At 63.6% G+C, this 20323-nt stretch carries 16 protein-coding genes; 12 read left to right on the top strand and 4 right to left on the bottom strand.

Annotated features, from left to right (window positions below; translation table 11 throughout):
• The first annotated feature begins 55 nt into the window (after positions 1–55).
• From dnaK to Q1L59_RS10045, 3 genes are all read left to right on the top strand, one after another.
• A complete protein-coding gene (dnaK, locus tag Q1L59_RS10055; RefSeq protein WP_300331679.1) occupies positions 56–1984 on the top strand; it encodes a molecular chaperone DnaK in 1929 nt (642 codons plus the stop codon).
• 78 nt (positions 1985–2062) lie between these two features.
• A complete protein-coding gene (dnaJ, locus tag Q1L59_RS10050) occupies positions 2063–3181 on the top strand; it encodes a molecular chaperone DnaJ (protein WP_300331676.1) in 1119 nt (372 codons plus the stop codon).
• Between the two features lie 136 nt (positions 3182–3317).
• Entirely contained in the window at positions 3318–4460 is a 1143-nt protein-coding gene (locus Q1L59_RS10045) for an ABC transporter substrate-binding protein (RefSeq protein WP_300331673.1), read from the top strand.
• A gap of 65 nt (positions 4461–4525) precedes the next feature.
• On the opposite strand, the gene cysS is transcribed toward Q1L59_RS10045, so the two are convergent.
• Positions 4526–5899 carry a cysteine--tRNA ligase gene (gene cysS / locus Q1L59_RS10040; RefSeq protein ID WP_300331670.1) on the bottom strand — a complete coding sequence of 458 codons (1374 nt, stop codon included), beginning with the start codon at positions 5897–5899 and terminating at the stop codon, positions 4526–4528.
• A gap of 111 nt (positions 5900–6010) precedes the next feature.
• Between cysS and Q1L59_RS10035 the strand changes: the two genes are divergently transcribed.
• The 7 genes from Q1L59_RS10035 (at position 6011) to Q1L59_RS10005 (ending at position 12125) form a co-directional block, all read left to right on the top strand.
• A complete protein-coding gene (locus Q1L59_RS10035) occupies positions 6011–7045 on the top strand; it encodes a tetratricopeptide repeat protein (RefSeq protein WP_300331667.1) in 1035 nt (344 codons plus the stop codon).
• A 50-nt stretch (positions 7046–7095) separates the two neighbouring features.
• A complete protein-coding gene (locus Q1L59_RS10030; protein ID WP_300331664.1) occupies positions 7096–7647 on the top strand; it encodes a peptidylprolyl isomerase in 552 nt (183 codons plus the stop codon).
• A gap of 17 nt (positions 7648–7664) precedes the next feature.
• Entirely contained in the window at positions 7665–8156 is a 492-nt protein-coding gene (locus Q1L59_RS10025; protein ID WP_300331661.1) for a peptidylprolyl isomerase, read from the top strand.
• 136 nt (positions 8157–8292) lie between these two features.
• Positions 8293–9027: a UDP-2,3-diacylglucosamine diphosphatase gene (locus Q1L59_RS10020; RefSeq protein ID WP_300331658.1), complete on the top strand. Its 735-nt coding sequence runs from the start codon at positions 8293–8295 to the stop codon at positions 9025–9027.
• A gap of 97 nt (positions 9028–9124) precedes the next feature.
• Positions 9125–10972, top strand: coding sequence for a DNA helicase RecQ (gene recQ / locus Q1L59_RS10015; RefSeq protein ID WP_300331655.1), 1848 nt, complete (start codon positions 9125–9127; stop codon positions 10970–10972).
• Positions 10973–11039: 67 nt separating this feature from the next.
• A complete protein-coding gene (gene nadC / locus Q1L59_RS10010; RefSeq protein WP_300331652.1) occupies positions 11040–11897 on the top strand; it encodes a carboxylating nicotinate-nucleotide diphosphorylase in 858 nt (285 codons plus the stop codon).
• Positions 11898–11984: 87 nt separating this feature from the next.
• Complete coding sequence (locus Q1L59_RS10005; RefSeq protein ID WP_300331649.1) at positions 11985–12125, top strand: hypothetical protein; 141 nt, start codon at positions 11985–11987, stop codon at positions 12123–12125.
• Here Q1L59_RS10005 and ahpF read toward each other — a convergent pair.
• The 3 genes from ahpF to yiaA form a co-directional block, all read right to left on the bottom strand.
• Positions 12118–13677, bottom strand: coding sequence for an alkyl hydroperoxide reductase subunit F (gene ahpF, locus Q1L59_RS10000; protein WP_300331647.1), 1560 nt, complete (start codon positions 13675–13677; stop codon positions 12118–12120). The two genes, Q1L59_RS10005 and ahpF, sit on opposite strands and share 8 nt — an antisense overlap.
• A gap of 123 nt (positions 13678–13800) precedes the next feature.
• Positions 13801–14364 carry an alkyl hydroperoxide reductase subunit C gene (gene ahpC / locus Q1L59_RS09995; RefSeq protein ID WP_300331644.1) on the bottom strand — a complete coding sequence of 188 codons (564 nt, stop codon included), beginning with the start codon at positions 14362–14364 and terminating at the stop codon, positions 13801–13803.
• A gap of 166 nt (positions 14365–14530) precedes the next feature.
• Positions 14531–14986: an inner membrane protein YiaA gene (gene yiaA / locus Q1L59_RS09990; protein ID WP_300331641.1), complete on the bottom strand. Its 456-nt coding sequence runs from the start codon at positions 14984–14986 to the stop codon at positions 14531–14533.
• Between the two features lie 521 nt (positions 14987–15507).
• On the opposite strand from yiaA, the gene hrpA reads away from it, so the two are divergent.
• Both hrpA and Q1L59_RS09980 read left to right on the top strand, forming a co-directional pair.
• The gene (hrpA, locus tag Q1L59_RS09985; protein ID WP_300331639.1) at positions 15508–19482 is read left to right on the top strand and encodes an ATP-dependent RNA helicase HrpA; all 3975 of its coding nucleotides are present in this window, start codon (positions 15508–15510) and stop codon (positions 19480–19482) included.
• A gap of 35 nt (positions 19483–19517) precedes the next feature.
• On the top strand, positions 19518–20273 hold the full coding sequence (locus tag Q1L59_RS09980) for a molybdopterin-binding protein (RefSeq protein WP_300331636.1): 756 nt from the start codon (positions 19518–19520) through the stop codon (positions 20271–20273).
• Positions 20274–20323 lie beyond the last annotated feature (50 nt).

The following is a 20323-nucleotide window of genomic DNA, read 5'->3' as shown; positions in this document are numbered from 1 at the left end:
GCGACAAGCATAGGAATGTCGCCACAAATTTACCGAAACAGGAAAGGATTCAGACATGGGCAAGATCATTGGCATTGATCTGGGAACGACCAACTCGTGCGTCGCCGTCATGGAAAACGGCAAGCCGAAGGTCATCGAGAATTCCGAGGGCGCACGCACGACCCCCTCGATCGTTGCCTACGCCGACGATGGCGAGATTCTCTGCGGCGCGCCGGCCAAGCGGCAGGCGGTGACCAATCCGAAGAACACGCTGTACGCGGTCAAGCGCCTGATCGGCCGACGCTTCGAGGAAAAGGAAGTCCAGAAGGACATTTCCTTGATGCCGTTCAAGATCCTGCGCGCCGACAACGGTGATGCCTGGGTCGAAGTGCGCGGCAAGAAGATCGCGCCGCCGCAGGTCTCGGCGGAAGTCCTGCGCAAGATGAAGAAGACGGCCGAGGACTACCTGGGCGAGGAAGTCAGCGAGGCGGTGATCACCGTCCCGGCCTACTTCAACGACAGCCAGCGGCAAGCGACCAAGGACGCAGGCCGGATTGCCGGCCTGGAAGTAAAGCGGATCATCAACGAGCCGACTGCCGCGGCGCTTGCCTTCGGCATGGACAAGAAGCAGGGTGACAAGAAGATCGCGGTCTACGACCTGGGCGGTGGGACCTTCGACATCTCGATCATCGAGATTGCTGAAGTCGACGGCGAGCACCAGTTCGAAGTCCTGTCGACGAATGGCGACACCTTCCTCGGCGGCGAGGATTTTGATCAGCGCTTGATCGACTACATCATCGAGCAGTTCAAGAAGGAGTCCGGGGTCAACCTGAAGAACGACGTTCTTGCCCTGCAGCGCCTGAAGGATGCGGCGGAGAAAGCGAAGATCGAGCTTTCCTCGGGCCAGCAGACCGAGATCAATCTGCCCTACATCACGGCCGACAGTTCGGGCCCGAAGCACCTGACGCAAAAGATCACGCGCGCCAAGTTCGAATCACTGGTCGACGAGCTGATCGAACGCACGATCGAACCCTGCCGGATCGCCCTCAAGGACGCTGGCTGCAAGATCGGCGACATCAACGACGTGATTCTGGTTGGCGGCCAAAGCCGTATGCCGAAAGTACAGGAGATGGTCAAGGAGTTCTTCGGCCGCGAGCCGCGACGTGACGTCAACCCGGACGAAGCGGTCGCCGTCGGCGCGGCAATTCAGGGCGGCGTTCTGCACGGCGAAGTCAAGGACGTTCTGCTGCTTGACGTCACGCCGCTGTCGCTGGGCATCGAGACGCTGGGCGGCGTGATGACCAAGCTGATCAAGAAGAACACGACGATTCCGACGAAAGCGCAGCAGGTCTTCTCGACCGCCGACGACAACCAGTCGGCGGTGACGATTCACGTCTTGCAGGGCGAACGTGAAATGGCGGCCGGCAACAAGAGCCTCGGCCAGTTCAACCTGACCGACATCCCGCCAGCCCCGCGCGGCATGCCGCAGATCGAGGTGACCTTCGACATCGACGCCAACGGGATTCTGCACGTGTCGGCCAAGGACAAGGCGACTGGTCGCGAGAACAAGATCAAGATTCAGGCTTCGTCCGGGCTCAACGAGGAGGAAGTGCAGCGCATGGTGCGTGACGCCGAGCTACACGCTGAAGAAGACCGCAAGGCGCATGAGTTGGCCGAGGCGCGCAATCAGTGCGATGCGATGATCCACACGGTCAAGAAGTCGCTCGCGGAGTACGGCAAGGAACTGTCGGACGACGAGAAGGCGAGCATAGACAAGGCGATGAAGGCAGCCGAGGACGCGATTCGCGGCAACGAGATCGACGACATTCGGGCCAAGAGCGAGGCGCTTGGCAGCGCGGCGCAGAAGCTGGGCGAGAAGATGTACGCCAAGCAACAGGCGCAGGCGGGTGGCGGCGATGCCCACCAGACGGCCGGCAGTGAAGCCAAGAAAGACGACAGCGATGTCGTCGACGCGGAATTCACCGAAGTCAAAGACAAGAAGTAAGCCGGGCAAGCAACTGCCCGCCAGGGGAGGCGCGTATAATCGCGCCTCCCCTTCGTCCCATCGAGTGTTCGAGAACCAATGGCTAAACGCGACTTTTACGACATTCTGGGCGTCAATCGCGACGCATCTGACGAAGAAATCAAGAAGGCCTATCGCAAGCTGGCTATGAAGTACCATCCCGACCGTAATCCGGACAATCCGAAGGCGGAAGAGCACTTCAAGGAAGTCAAGGAAGCCTACGAAATCCTCACCGATGGACAAAAGCGGGCGGCCTACGATCAGTATGGTCACGCCGGCGTCGATCCGCAGGCGGGCATGGGGGGTGGTGGGCCAGGTGGCTTCAGCGACGCCTTCGGCGGCATTTTCGACGAGATCTTCGGTGGCGGCCGGGGCGGACGCTCGAACATCTATCGTGGCGCGGATCTGCGCTACAACCTCGAAATCACCCTCGAACAAGCCGCTTTCGGGACGGAAACCAAGATCCGCATTCCAACCATGGAAGTCTGCGACACCTGTCGCGGGAGCGGTGCGAAACCCGGGACGCAGCCCAAAACCTGTCCGACTTGCCAGGGCAGCGGTCAGGTCCGCTTGCAGCAGGGATTCTTCTCGATCCAGCAGACGTGCCCGAAATGCCACGGCACCGGGCGCTTCATTGCCGATCCGTGTACCTCATGTCACGGCGCCGGGCGCGTCAAGCAGCACAAGACACTGGCGGTGAAGATCCCGGCCGGGGTCGACGAGGGCGATCGCATCCGCCTGTCGGGTGAAGGCGAGCACGGCATCAACGGGGGGCCGGCCGGTGACCTCTACGTGCAGATTCACCTGAAACCACACACGGTGTTCCAGCGCGAGCAGAACAACCTCCACTGCGAGATGCCGATCAGTTTCACCACGGCTGCGCTGGGCGGCGAGATCGACATTCCAACGCTCGACGGGGCGGCCAAGATCCGCGTTCCGCCGGAGACGCAGTCGGGCAAGACCTTCCGTTTGCGTGGAAAGGGAATCAAGGGCGTGCGCAGCCACGGGTACGGCGATCTGTTCTGCCATGTCGTCGTCGAAACGCCGGTGCACCTGACTGAGCGGCAAAAGGAACTGCTGCGCGAACTGGAAGACTCGAGCCGCGAGAACTCGGCGCAGCACAACCCGCGCGCCAAGTCGTGGATGGACCGCGTACGCGAGTTCTTTGCCGCAAACTGACAGGCGGCTAGCCGGGAGACGCCAGGGCGCCCGGACGGGCGGCACCTTGTAAGCGATCTGTCAGTTTTTGGCCCCATCCTGCGAGGAGAGGCGCTCGTTGCACGAGCCCAGCCTGGACCTACGGGGGAGAGAGGCGATGAGACTGGCCAAGGCGTTGCTGCTGGGGCTGTTGACCTGGATGGGCGTCGCCGTTGCCGGCGAAATTGGCGTCGGTGAGCACAGCGTGCTGATCGGCATGTCGGCGCCCTTTTCCGGCCCGAGCGGGGTCTACGGGCTGGACATGAAGTCGGTGATCACGGCCTATTTCCGGCAGGTCAACGACACTGGCGGCGTGCACGGGCGACGTCTCGAATTGCGCGCCTTGGACGACGGGTACGAGACCGAGCGCACGGTTGCCAATACCAAGACGCTGATCAGCAACGAAAAGGTCTTTGCCCTGCTGGCCTACTACGGATCGAGTCCGACGACCGCGGCGATGAACGATGTCTTCGGGTTGGCTCGCGTGCCGCTCGTCGGGACGATTTCCGGGGCTGATTCGCTGCGCCAGTCACCGCGCGAAAATCCGAACAATCGCTACCTGTTCAACGTGCGCGCGAGCTATGCCAACGAAACCGAGGCGATCGTCAACCAGTTGATTTCGCTCGGCTTCAGCAACATTGCCGTGTTTTATCAGAACGACGGTTTTGGCAAATCGGGCCTCGAGGGCGTCGTCGCCGCGCTGAAGAAGCATGGCCAGACGCCTTCGGCGGTGGCGAGCGTCGAACGTAACTCGGTCGATGTCGCAGCGGCCGTGCAGACCATCGGCAAAGCCAATCCACAGGCGGTGGTCATGGTTACGCTGTACAAGGCGACGGCAGCTTTCGTGCGCGAAATGAAACAGGCTGGGCAACGCCCGACCTTGATGACCTTGTCGCCGGTAGGCGCTGACGTTCTCGTCCAGGAACTCGCGGAGAATGCGCGCGGCATCGGCATCTCGCAGGTCATGCCCTATCCCTGGAACGACACGACGCCGATCGTGCGCGATTACCAGAAGCTACTCGGCAAACAGGGTAAACCGTCGTATTTCGGCATCGAGGCCTACGTCATGGCGCGTGTGCTGGTCGAGGCGATGCGCAAGGCGGGCCGCGATCTGACACGCGAGAAGCTGATCGCCAGCCTGGAAGGCATGCAAAATCATGATCTGGGCGGTTACCGCGTAAACTTTTCAGCGAGCGAGCGGCAGGGCTCGCGTTTCGTCGATCTGACCGTCATCGGCAGCGGCGGCCGCGTCTTGCGCTGATTTCCGGCACCGGCGACTGAACTGGCGCGACACGCTCCCGCTGCCGACTGCCCCGCCAGCCAAGTTCAGGCTCGTCGCCAGGTCGTCCCCTGACTACTGTCTTCGAGCACGACACCCGCGCTGGTCAGCGCGCTGCGGATGCGGTCGGCTTCGGCGAAGTTTTTCGCCTTGCGGGCGGCCAACCGATCGGCGATCAAGGCCTCGATCTGCGCCGTTGTCAGGTCTCCCGCCTGGCCCGGCGCGGCTTGCAGGAACGCCGCCGGATCGCGCCCGAGCAGACCGAGGATGCCGGCCAGACCACGCAGCAGCCCGGCGATCGCCGGTGCGCGCTTGCGGTTGAGCTCCGTGGCGAGTTCGAAGAGCACGGCGCACGCTTCGGGGGTGTTGAAGTCGTCGTCCATCGCCTGACGAAAGCGAGCCGCATAAGGCGTCTGCCAGTCGATTGCTGTGCCTTCCACCTCGACATCCTTCAGCGCCGTGTACAAACGCGTCAGGGCGTGCCGGGCGTCGTCCAGATGCGCATCCGAATAGTTCAGCGGGCTGCGGTAGTGCGCGCGCAGGATGAAGAAGCGCAACACTTCCGGATCATAGCGTTCGAGAATCTCCCGGATGGTGAAGAAATTGCCCAGCGACTTCGACATCTTTTCTTCGTCGACGCGGACAAAACCATTGTGCATCCAGTAGTTGACGAATGGACAGCCGTGCGCTCCCTCGGCCTGTGCAATTTCGTTTTCGTGGTGCGGAAACTGCAGATCCTGGCCGCCGCCGTGGATGTCGAACTGCTTGCCGAGCAGTTCGGAGCTCATCGCCGAACACTCGATATGCCAGCCGGGGCGGCCCATTCCCCAGGGCGACGGCCACGTCGGTTCGTTCTCTCTAGCGTGCTTCCAGAGAACGAAATCGAGCGGGTCATGTTTGGCCGTGTCGACTTCCACCCGCTCACCGGCGCGCAGGTCGTCGACCGACTTGCCGGAAAGCTTGCCGTAGCCGGGAAAACGACGCACCGAAAAGTTGACGTCACCATCGACCGCACGGTAGGCGAGTCCATTGGCGTGTAGACGCTCGATCATCGTGAGCATTTGCGGGATGTACTCGGTAGCCCGCGGTTCATGGTCAGGCTTCTCGACACCCAGGGCTGCAGCGTCTTCGTCCATGCAGCGGATGAAGCGTGCGGTGAGTTCGCCGATGCTCTCGCCGTTCTGTTGCGCACGCTGGATGATCTTGTCGTCGATGTCGGTAATATTGCGGACATAGGTCACGTGCAGCCCTGCCGTGCGCAACCAGCGTTGCACGATGTCGAAAACGACCAGTACGCGGGCGTGGCCCAGGTGGCAGTAATCGTAAACCGTCATACCGCAGACGTACATTCGGACATGGCCCGCTGCGAGCGGTACAAAGTCCTGTTTTTCCTTCGTCAGCGAGTTGTAGATTCTCAGCATTCCTGGACTCATCGTGATGGCGCACGCAACCGCGCGCAGAGCATTTTGGATTCGCCCTGCTTCTTGTTAGAATCTCCGGTTTGGGCGACCTCAGGTGGCGTCGAGTATACCATGACGATGCGCTTTTCCTCCTTGTTTGGGCGGTGGCCGGCGGCTCTCCCGGCGCTCCTCGGTGCGCTGCTTACGGTCGGCCTGCCGTCTTTCGCGCTGGCCGACGCCCTGGCCGAAGCGCAGCGCCTGATGAAGCAGGGTCAATGGTCGTTGGCGATGGAGCGGGTGGACGCGCATATCCGCAGCGCACCGCGCGATGCAGAGGGGCTTTTCCTGAAAGGCGTCATCCTGAGCGAGCTGGGGCGCCCGGCGGAGGCGATCGCAGCCTATACCCGGCTGAGCGAGGAGCATCCCGAACTGCCCGAGCCCTACAACAACCTGGCCGTTCTGTATGCGCAGCAGAAGCAATTCGAAAAGGCGCGCGCTTTGCTCGATATGGCGATTCGCGCGCATCCGGGCTTTGCCACCGCGCACGAGAATCTCGCCGACGTCTACCTCAAGCTCGCTAGCCGATCGTATGAGAAAGCACTGCAGTTGAATCCCGGCAGCAAGCAGGCGAAGGCGCGCCTGGCGACGATCAGCAACGTGCTTGCCGTTCCGGCGGGAGCCGAGGGCAAATCGCTTCCGGCGGTGCGCCGCGACGGTGATGGCGCTGCGCAGGCGGGCGCCGATTCCGCACGATCGGTGCCCGCCAGCGGGATCTTGCCCGTAACCGGCGAAACGTCCGGGGATGCGCCGCCGACCGGTGTGGCGGCAAGCGATGAAGCGAGCGTGCGCGAGGCCTTGCTCGCTTGGGCAGCCGCCTGGTCACAGAAGGATACCAGGGCCTACTTCGAACTCTACGCGGCCGACTTTCGCCGGCCTGGGGGCATGTCGCGCAAGGCCTGGGAAGCCGAACGGACGCAGCGTCTTGGTCGGTCGGGCAAGGAGACGATCGAGGTCGACGACATCCGGGTCTCGTTTGTCGACGGCAAGGCGATCGCGCGTTTCAGGCAGGACTACCGCTCGGCTTCGGTAAAATCCTCGGTGGTCAAGACCTTCATCTTCGTCAAGTCGGGCGATCGCTGGCTGATCCAGGAAGAGCGCTCGGGCTGAGTGGTGGCCGGCAGCGCGCCAGTCAAAACAGGATCCTTGAAAGGGAGTCCATGCAAAAGAAGCTTCTCTGTCTGATCGGCAGCGTGCTGCCGCTCATTGCGCTTGCTGCACCAAGCGTCGAACTGCTCACCAGCAAGGGTCGCATCGTCGTCGAACTGGACTCGGAGAAGGCGCCGAAGAGCGTGCAGAACTTCGTTCAGTACGCGCGCGAGGGGTTCTACAACGGCACCGTGTTCCACCGTGTCATCCCGGGCTTCATGATCCAGGGGGGTGGCTTTACCCCGGCGATGGAGCAGAAGAGCGCCAGCCGAAGGGTCGAGAATGAGGCGAAGAATGGCTTGAAGAACGATCGCGGGACGATCGCCATGGCCCGCACCAGCGAGCCGCATTCGGCCAGCTCGCAGTTCTTCATCAATCACCGTGACAACGGTTCGCTCAATCATCCGTCGCCGGATGGCTGGGGCTATGCCGTATTCGGTAAAGTCACCCAGGGGATGGATGTCGTCGACCAGATCGCCAAGGTGCCCACCGCTGCGCGCGGCGGGCACGAGAATGTACCGGTCGAAGCGGTCGTCATCCAGTCCGTCAGAATTCTCCCTTAGCTCAGACGAGGACAAGCATGATCAAGCTGCATACGAATTTCGGCGTCATCGGGATCGAAGTCGATTCGGAAAAAGCGCCGCTCTCGGCGAAGAATTTTGTCGATTACGTGACTGCCGGACACTACGACAATACGATTTTTCATCGGGTCATCCCGGGTTTCATGGTACAGGGGGGTGGTTTTGCCCCGGGAATGAAGCAGAAGCCCTGCCGCGAACCGATTCGCAACGAGGCCGACAACGGCTTGCGCAACGACGCTTACACGGTTGCCATGGCGAGGACGAACGAACCGCATTCGGCGACGGCGCAGTTCTTCATCAATGTCGTCAACAACGACTTCCTCAACCATCGGGCACCCAGTGCCGAGGGTTGGGGCTATTGCGTTTTTGGCCGGGTGGTCGAAGGCAGCGAAGTCGTCGACAAGATCAAGAGCGTCAAGACGGGCAGCTCCGGCTTCCACCGCGACGTTCCGCTCGAGGATGTGGTGATCGAGCGCGCCGAGTTGTGCTGACGCCGGCGGGCGTGCGTAGCGACCAAGCGGAGCGCCGAATCGGCGAGTGGTGCGATGGCCTCATCGCCGCCGTTGACTGGCCGGCAGCAAGCCCGCCCCGAGCGCCCGGCGAGTCTGCCCGACGGAGTTGTTGCGCTTGATTCTGTTCATTTCGGATCTGCATCTCGCCCCCCAGACAGCCGGCGTTCAGCGGCTGTTTCTTGCCTTTCTGGCGGGCCGCGCGCGCACCGCCGAGCAGTTGTTCATTCTTGGTGATCTGTTCGAAGCGTGGCCGGGCGACGACTGCCTGGACGATGCGCAAAATCCACTTGCCGGCGTCGTTGCCGACGCCCTACGCGAATTGACCGACCGTGGCGTCGCCGTTTCGCTGATGCACGGCAACCGGGATTTCCTGCTCGGTCACGCGTTCGCACAGCGCAGCGGCGTTCGCCTGCTGCCTGATCCACATGTGTTGTCGGTTCCCACGTGGCAGTTCGTTCTCTCGCATGGTGATGCCTTGTGCACCGGCGACGCTGACTATCAGCGCTTTCGCGCGCTGGTCCGCCAGCCTGCGTGGCAAAGCGACTTTCTTGCTCGCCCGCTCAGCGAGCGCTACGCGCTGGCGCTGGCGCTACGCCGCGAGAGCGAACTGGCCAGACGCAGCAAGCCCGACTACCTGATGGATGTCGATCCGGCGGCGACTGACGACTTTCTGCGCCGCCATGGCTATGCCAGTCTGATTCATGGTCACACGCACCGGCCGGCGCGTCATGATCACATTGTCGATGGGATTCACGTCGAACGTTGGGTGCTGGCGGATTGGCGGGAGGAGGAGGGCGAGTGCCTGGCCTGGAACGGCGCAACGCTGGCGCGCGAGCGCCTGACCGGATGATCGTGCCACGGCTGGCCGACGGGCGGCGCTTGCCGGTCGGCGGTACGCGGCGCCGGACGGCATCGACCGAAGGGAGCGGCTGGACGCCAGGACGCACATGAAATCGCCGGCCAACGAAATCCTCGCGCGGGTTTTCGGCTACCCGTCGTTTCGCGGGCAGCAGGCGGCGATTGTCGAGCAGATCATTGGCGGCGGTGATGCGCTGGTCCTGATGCCGACCGGCGGCGGCAAGTCGCTGTGCTATCAGATCCCGGCGCTCGTTCGTGCCGGCGTCGGCGTCGTCGTCTCGCCGCTGATCGCCCTGATGCAGGATCAGGTGGACGCCTTGCGCCAGCTTGGCGTCAATGCCGCTTTCCTCAATTCGTCGCAGGACTATCGCAGCGTCGTCGACACCGAGCGGCGCCTGTTGCGTGGCGAACTCGATCTGATCTACGTCGCGCCCGAGCGCCTGCTGGGCGAGCGCTTTCTGGGTCTGCTCGAGCAACTGGTCGCGCGCCGGCAGGTCGCACTCTTTGCCATCGACGAGGCGCACTGCGTGTCGCAGTGGGGGCACGATTTTCGTCCGGAGTACATTCAGCTCGCCCTGCTGCACGAACGCTTTCCAGAGGTTCCGCGGATTGCCCTGACGGCAACGGCCGATCAACTGACGCGTGAGGAAATCCGCACCCGGCTTGGCCTGCACGAAGCGCGCGTCTTCGTCGACAGCTTCGACCGACCGAACATCCGCTACACGGTCGTCGAACGAGACAACCCACGCCAACAGTTGCGCGATTTTCTCCAGCAACACGCCGGCGAGGCGGGCATCGTCTACTGCCTGTCGCGGCGCAAGGTCGACGAAACCGCCGCCTGGCTGAATGCGCAGGGGGTCAGCGCGCTGCCTTACCATGCGGGCATGGCGGCGGACGACCGTCAGCGTCACCAGCAGCGCTTTTTGCGTGAGGAAGGCATCGTCATGGTGGCGACGATTGCTTTCGGGATGGGAATCGACAAACCCGATGTGCGCTTCGTCGCGCACCTCGACCTGCCCCGCAGCATCGAGGCCTACTACCAGGAAACCGGGCGTGCCGGCCGTGACGGCGGCGCCTCGGAAGCGTGGATGACCTACGGGCTGAACGATGTCGTCATCCACCGCCAGATGATCGAGGACTCGGCCGCCGCGAGCGAGCAGAAGCGGATCGAGCGGCAGAAGCTGGACAGCATGCTGGCCTACTGCGAATCGGCCGAATGCCGACGGATCGTCCTGCTCAACTACTTCGGCGAGACCGCTGCGGCCTGCGGCAACTGCGACGTCTGCCTGGAACCGCCGATTGTCTGGGACGGCACGATTGCCGCGCAGAAAGCGCTCTCGGCAGCTTTGCGTACCGGTCAGCGTTTCGGTGCCGGGCACCTGGTCGATATTCTGCGCGGCAAGCTGACCGACAAAGTACAGCAGTTTGACCACAACCGCCTGCCGACTTTCGGTGTCGGGACAGAACTTGATGAAATGGCGTGGCGCTCGGTGTTTCGCCAACTGCTCGTGCGCGGCGTACTTGAGGCCGATGCGACGGCTTATGGCGCCTTGAAGCTCACCGATAGCGCGCGGCCGATTCTGAAAGGCGAGATCGCGCTCGAACTCCGGCGTCGGTTGGCGCCGGCCAAGCCACGCCAGAAAAAGACACGGACGACCGGCCTTGCCGGACAGCCGGCAAAATCTTCACCGTTGTTGGCCGGGCAAGCCGACCGGACCTCTCCGCTGGCGACGAGACTGCGCCAATGGCGCGCCGATTGCGCGCGTGAGCAGGGGGTGCCTGCCTACGTCATCCTGCACGACAGCACGCTGTACGAGCTGGCTGGGCGACGCCCCGCGTCGCTCGCTGAACTGCTTGATGTGCCCGGCATCGGACAGGCCAAGGCGCAGCGTTACGGCGACCAACTGCTCGCGCTGTTGGCTGCCGAGTCTTGCTAGCGCTCGGCAACGCCGCTACGCGAGTGGTAGAATTGCGCGCTTGAACTCTTCATTTAAGGGACTTGTCATGAGCCTTGCCGAACGCCTCGAGAGCGAAATCGAGTGCAATGTCGCGGCGGCGCTGGCGGAGGACGTCGGCAGTGGCGACCTGACGGCACAACTCGTTCCCGCCGATGCATATGGGCGAGCAACGGTCGTTGCGCGTGCGCCGGCGGTGCTGTGTGGCTGCGCCTGGTTCGCGCGCTGTTTCACCAGGCTCGATCCGCAAGTCGAGATCGTCTGGCAGGCGGAGGATGGTCAACGGATTCGTCCGGAGCAGGTGCTCTGTGAGATTGCCGGGCCGGCGCGCGTCTTGTTGACCGCCGAGCGCAGTGCGCTCAACTTTCTGCAGCTCCTTTCCGCTGTGGCGACCAAGGCGCGGCAGTTCGCCGACCAGGTTGCCGGCACCGCAGCGCAGGTGGTCGATACGCGCAAGACGGTTCCCGGCTTGCGTCTGGCGCAAAAGTATGCGGTGCGTTGCGGCGGGGGCGGCAACCATCGTCTTGGGCTGTACGATGGCATCCTGATCAAGGAAAACCACATCCTCGCTGCCGGCAGCATCGCAGCTGCGATCGAGTCGGCGCGCCGGGTTGCCGAACAAGCGGTCGACGCCTGTCAGTTCATTCAGGTCGAGGTCGAGACGCTGGCCGAGTTGCAGCAAGCGCTTGCCGCCGGAGCGACGATGATCCTGCTCGACAACATGACGCTCGACCAGATGCGTCAGGCGGTGGCGCTCGCTGGCGAGCGCGCGGTACTCGAGGCGTCCGGCAATGTCAGTATCGACACTGTACGCCAGATCGCCGAAACCGGAGTACATCGCATTTCGATCGGCGCTTTGACCAAGGACGTGCACGCGCTCGACTTGTCGATGCGCTTCCAGGTCTAGCTTGGCCTGCAATCGAGGCGCGGATGGCGGCCGAACAACGTGGCGGCAGCCAGTGATCGTCGGCGCCAAGTAAGAAAGGGTTGTCTGATGCTTTTCGCGCTGTTTTACATCCTCGCCATTTCGATTCTGATCATGCACTTTACTGGTTATCTGGCGCGCCACAAGCTCGAATGGCTGGTCCTGGTGCTCGCCGCCGCGGTCTTTCCGGCGGTCATCTACCTCAGGTGACCGATGCGCGGATGAGATGGTCGAAAGCACCGAGTGCGGCACGCGCGCCCTCGCCCATGGCGATGATGATCTGTTTGTAGGGCACGGTCGTCACGTCGCCAGCGGCGAAAACGCCAGATAGCGAGGTAGCTCCACGCGCATCGATCTCGATCTCGCCGCGCGGCGAGAGGTCGATCGTTCCCTTCAGCCAGTCGCTGTTCGGGAGCAGGCCGATCTGCACGAAAACGCCTTCCAGATCGATGCGTTGCTTCTGGCCGCTCGGCCGATCGGTGTACACCAGGCCATCGACCTTGCCGCCCGAGCCGGTGACTTCATGGGTCAGTGCCGAGGTGAGCACCTGCACGTTGGGCAGACTGAACAACTTCTTCTGCAGAACGGCGTCGGCGCGCAACATCGCTTCAAATTCGATCAACGTCACGTGGGCGACCACGCCAGCCAGATCGATTGCCGCCTCGACGCCCGAATTGCCGCCGCCGATCACGGCAACGCGCTTGCCCTTGAACAAGGGGCCGTCGCAGTGCGGGCAATACGCGACGCCGTGGCCGCGGTATTCCTTTTCGCCGGGAACATTCATCTCACGCCAGCGGGCGCCGGTGGCAACGATCACCGTCTTGCTGCGCAACGTTGCACCGCTCGCCAGGCGCAGCGTGTGTAGTCCGGTGGCATCCGCCGGCAACAAGGCCGCCGCCTGCTGCAGGTTCATGATGTCAACTTCGTATTCGCGCACGTGCTGTTCCAGTCCGGCGGCGAGGCGCGGCCCGTCGGTTTCCTTCACCGAGATGAAGTTTTCGATCGCCAGCGTGTCGAGCACCTGTCCGCCGAAGCGTTCGCTGACGACGCCGGTGCGGATTCCCTTGCGCGCCGCGTAGATCGCCGCCGCCGCTCCGGCTGGCCCACCGCCGACGATCAGTACGTCGAAGGGGGCGCGTGCGGTGATCTTCTCGGCCTCGCGTTGCTGAGCGTTGCTGTCCAGGCGCCCGACGATTTCCTCCAGCGTCATCCTGCCCTGGCCAAAGTGCTCGTCGTTGAGCAGGACGGTCGGTACGCCCATGATCTGGCGCGCCTCGATCTCGTCCTGAAAGAGCGCGCCGTCGACCATCTCGTGACTGATCCCCGGGTTGACCACCGCCAGCAGGTTGAGCGCCTGGACGACTTCCGGGCAGTTGTGGCACGAAAGGGAAATGAACGTGGTGAAGCGAAACGTACCCGGTATGGCGCGGATCGTCGCGAGCAACTCGGCATCCACTTTCGGCGGGTGGCCGCCAGTTTGCAGCAGGGCGAGAACGAGCGAAGTAAACTCGTGCCCCATGGGGATTCCGGAAAAGCGAATTCGCGCTGCTTCGCCCGGCTGGCCGACCGAAAACGACGGTCGGCGACCTGCCGCAGCGTCCTGCCGCAGGCTGATCTTCGGTGAAAGCGCAGCGATCTCCTGCAGCAGCGTCCACATCTCGCCGGCTTGCTCGCTTTCATCGAGGGCCGCGATCAACTCGATGGGCCGCTGCAGCTTTTCCAGATAACTGCGCAGTTGATTGGCGATGTTGGCGTCCAACATGTCTGTTTTCCTTAACGAGTGGCGTGAAAAAGGGGCCGGCAGGCGGCTCGCCCGCGCGGCCCCTTTGCGCTGCAGCATTCGCCGTGCTGCCGGAACGCTTCCGGCAGCACGGACGCAGCGCGCTCAGATCTTGCCGACGAGGTCGAGCGACGGCTTCAGCGTCGATTCGCCCGGCGTCCACCGGGCGGGGCAGACCTCACCCGGGTGGCTGGCGACGTACTGCGCGGCCTGCACCTTGCGCAGCAGTTCCTTGGCGTCGCGGCCGATGCCGAGGTCATGGATCTCGCAGACCTTGATGACCCCTTCCGGGTTGATCACGAAGGTGCCGCGCAGCGCCAGACCCTCTTCTTCGATCATGACGCCGAAGTTGCGCGTGATCGTTCCGGTGGGATCGCCGATCATCGGGTAGCGAATCTTCTTGATCGTATCCGAGGCATCGTGCCAGGCCTTGTGCGTGAAATGCGTGTCGGTCGACACGGCATAGACCTCGACGCCGATCTTCTGAAAAGCGTCGTACTGATCGGCCAGGTCGCCCAGTTCTGTCGGGCAGACGAAGGTGAAGTCAGCCGGGTAGAAAACGACGACCGACCATTTGCCTTTCAGGTCAGCGTCGGACACCGGGCCAAACTTTCCATTGTGGAAGGCGGTCGCCTTGAAGGGCTTGATTTCGGTATTGATCAAGGACATCTTGAGCTCTCCTTTGAGTTCAGTGAAGGAAACGAATCGTCATGCGACGGAACGCATCGTAGTTGAGTTGCGACAATTGTTCCAATTGATTCTGGTAATTCGTCAGATAGCGACTGGCTATCGGTGCGTCGGCGCGCTTCGGATACCGTCGTCGCCTCGGGGCGCTCTAGCGGTTCAGTGTTTCCAGCGAGTTGTTGCCATTCTCGTCGGCCAGCGGGCCTTCGTCCTTGAACAGCGCCATGTCGCGCACGTTCTTCTGAACGGCGACTGAGGCAAACAAGCTGAGCAGGAAGGCCATCGCGTAGAAGCCCTTTTCGCTCATGTCCAGCGTCGCATTCCAGAGGCCGGCGGTGAGCAGGAGAATCGCCATGCCGACGGCCAGCCAGGCGAGGCCGAAATAGAGGTTGGTTACCGGAATCCCTTCCAGGCGGTCGCGCACCGCTTTCTGTAGCGAGACGGCGGCGAACAGTCCGAACATCAGGACGGTAAAGTAGTAGCCTTTTTCATAGATCGGCATCTCCGCATTCCAGAGTCCGGAAATGAAGCCGGATGCGCCGACCAGCAAGGCCAGCCAGGAGGCGCCGATGAAGGCTGCGGTGGGTTTCTGCGGCTGTGGCTTCATGTTCTGCTCCTCAAGGGCTTCGCTGTGTCGAGCGACGGTGAAGAACGTCGCGTGCCTTGCGTACGGCGCCCGCTACGGGGTATTTTCTCCTTATAAAGGAAGGGGTTCAGGTCGTCAAGAGGCGGGCGTTCGGCTTCTCGCCGTCGATCATCGCGCGCCGCGCGTTCGCCTGCCGGATGAGCGAATTCGTTCAGTTTCGCTGTTTGGCGCGCGGCCGCCGGCTTGCCAATTCCTGCCGGCAGTTACCCCAGGCTCTTGCCGTGATCCGCGCACAGTCGTTACCATGGCCCGATGATCAATCGATACCGTCCGCTGGGCTGAAATGTGCGCGAGCTCCTGGCTGCAACGGCGCGGTGCGGGCGTGTCTTTCGCGCGCGCGCTGATCGGTAGCCCGCGTGTCCCCGGCGATCGTTCGCTGCCTCGCGCCATCACTCCGGCTTGCCGAGCCACGCCGTGCTGGCGCCTGCGCGCCGCGCCGATGTGCGCGGCCGTTTCACCGCTGGTTGTCGGTGCCTTCGCCCATGCAGCCTGAAGCGGGCGATCCCCCGCCCGCCGAGGGCAGGGAAGCCACCAAGCGGCGCGGCGCGGCCGGTCAGACGCTGGCCTTCGGCGATTGCCTGGTCAGCGATCGGCGGCGGTTGGGCGCGCTGGCGCGCGATCTTCGGCACGTTTTCGGGGTCCGCCGGGAGACCTTGCTGGCCGAGCGCGAGACTCTCCTCGCACGCTCGCGCAGTGCCTTTGCCGAGCGTCGTGCGCGTTTGCCGAAGCCGGAATTTTGCGATGATCTGCCGGTCAATGCCCGACGTGACGAGATCGCCGCACTGATCGCCCAGCAGCAGGTGGTCATCGTCTGCGGCGAGACCGGTTCCGGCAAGACGACGCAGATCCCCAAGATTTGTCTTGCACTTGGGCGCGGGGTGAGTGGGCTGATCGGGCATACGCAGCCGCGCCGGATCGCCGCGCGCAGCACCGCGGCGCGGATCGCCCACGAACTGCATAGCGAACTCGGCCGGCTGGTTGGCTACAAGGTGCGTTTCAGCGACCGCAGCGCGCCCGAGGCCTACCTCAAGCTGATGACGGACGGGATTCTGCTGGCGGAAACGCAAAGCGATCCCTGGCTGGAGCAGTACGATACGCTGATCATCGACGAGGCGCACGAACGCAGCCTGAACATCGATTTTCTGCTCGGCTACCTCAAGCAGTTGTTGCCGCGGCGGCCCGATCTGAAGCTGATCGTCACCTCGGCAACGATCGACGCGGAGCGCTTTTCCCGCCATTTCTCCGGCGCTCCGGTGATCGAGGTTTCGGGGCGGCTGCATCCGGTCGAGTTGCGCTATCGACCGCTGGATACGAGCAACACGGGCGAGGCGAACGCAGGCAACGACGAGGAGCGCGACCTTTACCAGGCGATCGCTGAGGCGTGCAGCGAGCTGCATCGCGGCGGACCGGGCGACATTCTTGTCTTCCTGCCCGGCGAACGCGAGATTCGCGAAGCGGCCGAAGCGCTGCGCAAGCAGCATCCGCCGCATACCGAAATCTTACCGCTTTTTGCCCGGCTGTCGGCCGAGGAGCAGGGCCGCATCTTCAAGCCGCACGTGGGCTCGCGCATCGTCCTGGCGACGAACGTCGCCGAGACTTCGCTCACCGTGCCGGGGATTCGCTATGTCGTCGACAGCGGCCTGGCGCGCGTCAAGCGCTACTCGTATCGCTACAAGGTCGAGCAACTGCACATCGAGAAGATCGCGCAGGCGTCGGCGAACCAGCGCGCGGGACGCTGCGGGCGGGTCGCCGCCGGGGTCTGCATCCGCCTCTACGACGAGCCCGAGTATCTGGCCCGAGCGCTCTACGCCGAGCCCGAAATCCTGCGTTCATCGCTCGCCGGCGTCATCCTGCGCATGAAGGCCTTGCGTCTGGGCGCCATCGAGGAGTTTCCCTTTCTCGATCCACCACCGCGCAAGGCGGTGGCCGACGCTTACCAGTTGCTGCTCGAGCTCGGAGCAGTGAATGGCGAGTACGCCTTGACGCCGATCGGTCAGGCATTGGCCAAGATTCCGCTCGATCCGCGCCTGGCGAGGATGGTCGTGGCGGCACGCGACGAAGGCTGCCTGCGCCAGGTGCTGATCATCGCCGCCGCGCTGAGCGTCCAGGACCCGCGCGAGCGGCCGCAGGAGCGCCAGGGAAGCGCCGATGCGGCGCACCGGCAACTGGCCGACGAGCGCTCCGAGTTTCTCTCCTGGCTCAAGCTTTGGGACTGGTATGACAAGGAGATCGAACATCGCAAGTCGCAACGCAAGCTGCACGCCGCCTGCCGCGAACGCTTCCTGTCGCCGCTGCGCATGCGCGAATGGCGCGACATCCACGCGCAGTTGCACGCCTTTGCCGCCGAGCAGCAATGGCGGGAAAACCAGTTGCCGGCGACCTACGAGGCGATCCATCGCGCGCTGCTTGCCGGTCTGCTGGGCAATATTGGCTGCAAGTCGGAGGATTCGGCGCTCTATCTGGGCGCGCGCGGAATCCGCTTCGCGATTCATCCCGCCTCGCCGTTGCAGAAGAAGGCCGGCAAGTGGATCGTCGCCGCGGAGATCAGCGACACGACGCGACTTTTTGCCCGTTGCGTCGCGCGCATCGAAGCCGAGTGGCTTGAACGCGTCGGCGCGCATCTGCTGAAGCGGAGCTGGTTCGACCCGCATTGGGAAAAGTCGTCCATGCAGGTGGTCGCTTTCGAACGCATCACGCTCTACGGGATCGTCGTCGAGCCGCGCCGACGGGTGCATTTCGGTCCGCTCGATCCGGCGGCGGCGCGTGATATCTTCATCCGCCAGGCGCTGGTCGCCGGCGAGGTCAGTCCCGAATACGCACGGCGCTGGGGCTTCTTCACGCACAACCAGCAACTCGTCCTCGACATCGAGATGCTCGAACACAAGTCGCGCCGGCCCGATGTCCTGGTGGACGATGAACTGATCGTTGCCTTCTACGATCGCCTGCTGCCCGCCGGCGTCTACAACGGTGCGAGCTTCGACGACTGGCGGCAGGACGCCGAGCGCGAACACCCGCAGTTGCTCTACCTGCAGCGCGCCGACCTGATGCGGCACGAAGCGGCCGGGATCACCACCGAAGCCTTCCCGCATGCGCTGCGCATCGCCGGCAACGAGTACGAGCTCTGCTATCACTTCGAGCCCGGCAGTCCGCGCGATGGCGTCACGCTGACGCTGCCGCTTGCCCAGCTCAATCAGCTTCCGGCGGCGCGCTGCGAGTGGCTGGTGCCGGGCTTGCTGGCACAAAAGGTCGAGCTTCTGTTGAAGACCTTGCCGCAACGGATTCGCGCCAAGCTGGTGCCGCTGCCCGCTTTTGCCGGCGAGTTCGTCGCCCAGGTCGAGCCGGCTGACAAACCTCTGCTCAGCGCGCTGACCGGCTTCATCCTGCAGACGCGCGGGCTGAACGCGCGCGGTTGGGAGATTACCCCCGACGCGTTTCGTCCGGATGCCTTGCCCGCCCACCTGCAACTCAATTTCCGTCTGGTCGACGACGGCGGGCGACAGATCGGCATGAGCCGCAAGCTGGCCGAGTTGCGCAGCGAGTGGGGCAGGGCGGCGAAGGACGAGTTTTGTCAACTGCACGAAACCCCGGGCGAGTACCGCCGGATGGCCGACTGGGTCTTCGGCGAACTGCCGGAAATGGCGGAGACGGTCGGTAGCGGCGGCCAGCCGACGGTCGGCTATCCGGCGCTGGTCGACGAGGGTGACAGCGTTTCACTGGTCGTTTTCGATTCGCTGGAAGAGGCGCAACGCCAGCACCCGGGCGGCTTGCGCCGACTCTGCATGCTGCAGTTGCGCGACCAGGTGCGCTATCTCGAAAAAAACCTGCCGGGCTTGACCCAGATGGCGATGCAGTTCATGGCGCTGGGAACGCTCGACGATCTGCGCCGGCAGTTGATCGAAGTCACTTTTTCCCGCGCCTGCCTGGGCGAGCCGTGGCCGACCGACGAGGCCGCTTTTCGCCGGCGCTGCAGCGAGGCGAAGCCACGCCTTGCCTTGCTGGCGCAGGAGATCTGTCGGCTGGTCGGGCAAATCCTCGGCGAATGGCAAATGGTGCAGAAAAGGCTGCCCGCGTGTCGGGCTTACCGCAGCGTGCTGCAGGATGTCGAAGCGCAACTTGGGCGACTGATCGGTAAGCGCTTCATCGCCGACACGCCCTTCGTCCGTCTGCAGCACTACCCGCGCTACCTGCAGGCCATTGCGCTGCGCCTCGACAAGCTGAAGGCGGCCGGCGCGCCGGGCGCTGCGCGCGACGCTCGCTTGTTGGCCGAGTATGCGCCGCTCTGGGCCAACTACCAGCGGCGCGCGACGCTGCGCGCCAAACAGGGCGTCTGCGAGCCGCAACTGGAGCAATTTCGCTGGCTGCTCGAGGAGTTGCGCGTGCAGCTCTTTGCCCAGGAACTACGCACGCCGGTACCCGTTTCGAGCAAGCGTTTGCAGAAGATGTGGGAGACGCTGTGAGCGCGACCCTTCCCACCCACGAGAAAGGAAATTCGATGACTTTCGGAGCCCTGATCATTGGCGATGAGATCCTCTCGGGCAAGCGACCTGATCGCCACTTCTCCGCCATCGCCGAACTGCTGGCGGCGCGTGGCCTGCGCCTGTCGTGGGTCGAGTATCTGGGCGACGAGCGCGCGCGCATCGCCGCCACGCTGCGCCGCACTTTCGCGGCAGGGGACATCGTTTTCAGCTTCGGCGGCATCGGCAACACACCCGACGATCACACGCGGCAGGCAGCGGCGGAGGCACTGGCCGTCGACCTCGTCGTGCATCCGGACGCCGAGCGCGAAATCCGCGCCCGTTTCGGCGACGAAACGACCGCCGTTCGCCTGCTTCTCGGCACCTTCCCGCGCGGCGTCGACATTGTGCCCAATCCGTTCAACCGGATTCCCGGCTTCCACGTGCGCCAACACTACTTCCTACCGGGTTTTCCGCAGATGGCGCATCCGATGGCGGAGTGGGCGCTGGACAGCTTCCATGCCGACCTGTTTTCTCGCCAGCCAAAGGTCGAGAAGGCGTTTCTGTTGACCGGCGCCAATGCCTACGAAAGTGCGCTGCTCGACCTGATGGAGCGCATCGTCGCCGACTACCCGAGCCTGCGGCTGTTCAGCCTGCCGTCGATGGGCGAAGATGGCCAGCGGCGGCATCTCGAGCTGGGCGTCGAAGGTGAGCCGGCGCTGGTCGATCGGGCGATGGACAGCATTCGGCAGGAAGTGGAACGGCGGCAGATTGTCTGGCAGTGGCGCGCTTGACCGTGCGCCGGTCGCCCACGCAAAAACCCCGGCGAGTGCCGGGGTTGGTC

The sequence above is a fragment of the Accumulibacter sp. genome (genome assembly GCF_029255125.1).
Taxonomy (GTDB): domain Bacteria; phylum Pseudomonadota; class Gammaproteobacteria; order Burkholderiales; family Rhodocyclaceae; genus Accumulibacter.
This window is presented reverse-complemented; position numbering and strand designations above follow the sequence as displayed.

Coding starts and splice junctions, on each gene's coding strand:
- dnaJ (WP_300331676.1), top strand. CDS start 2,063: ATGGCTAAACGCGACTTTTACGACATTCTGGGCGTCAATCGCGACGCA.
- dnaK (WP_300331679.1), top strand. CDS start 56: ATGGGCAAGATCATTGGCATTGATCTGGGAACGACCAACTCGTGCGTC.
- Q1L59_RS10045 (WP_300331673.1), top strand. CDS start 3,318: ATGAGACTGGCCAAGGCGTTGCTGCTGGGGCTGTTGACCTGGATGGGC.
- Q1L59_RS10025 (WP_300331661.1), top strand. CDS start 7,665: ATGATCAAGCTGCATACGAATTTCGGCGTCATCGGGATCGAAGTCGAT.
- cysS (WP_300331670.1), bottom strand. CDS start 5,899: ATGCTGAGAATCTACAACTCGCTGACGAAGGAAAAACAGGACTTTGTA.
- Q1L59_RS09980 (WP_300331636.1), top strand. CDS start 19,518: ATGACTTTCGGAGCCCTGATCATTGGCGATGAGATCCTCTCGGGCAAG.
- ahpF (WP_300331647.1), bottom strand. CDS start 13,677: ATGTTGGACGCCAACATCGCCAATCAACTGCGCAGTTATCTGGAAAAG.
- Q1L59_RS10030 (WP_300331664.1), top strand. CDS start 7,096: ATGCAAAAGAAGCTTCTCTGTCTGATCGGCAGCGTGCTGCCGCTCATT.
- Q1L59_RS10005 (WP_300331649.1), top strand. CDS start 11,985: ATGCTTTTCGCGCTGTTTTACATCCTCGCCATTTCGATTCTGATCATG.
- Q1L59_RS10035 (WP_300331667.1), top strand. CDS start 6,011: ATGACGATGCGCTTTTCCTCCTTGTTTGGGCGGTGGCCGGCGGCTCTC.
- recQ (WP_300331655.1), top strand. CDS start 9,125: ATGAAATCGCCGGCCAACGAAATCCTCGCGCGGGTTTTCGGCTACCCG.
- yiaA (WP_300331641.1), bottom strand. CDS start 14,986: ATGAAGCCACAGCCGCAGAAACCCACCGCAGCCTTCATCGGCGCCTCC.
- nadC (WP_300331652.1), top strand. CDS start 11,040: ATGAGCCTTGCCGAACGCCTCGAGAGCGAAATCGAGTGCAATGTCGCG.
- hrpA (WP_300331639.1), top strand. CDS start 15,508: ATGCAGCCTGAAGCGGGCGATCCCCCGCCCGCCGAGGGCAGGGAAGCC.
- ahpC (WP_300331644.1), bottom strand. CDS start 14,364: ATGTCCTTGATCAATACCGAAATCAAGCCCTTCAAGGCGACCGCCTTC.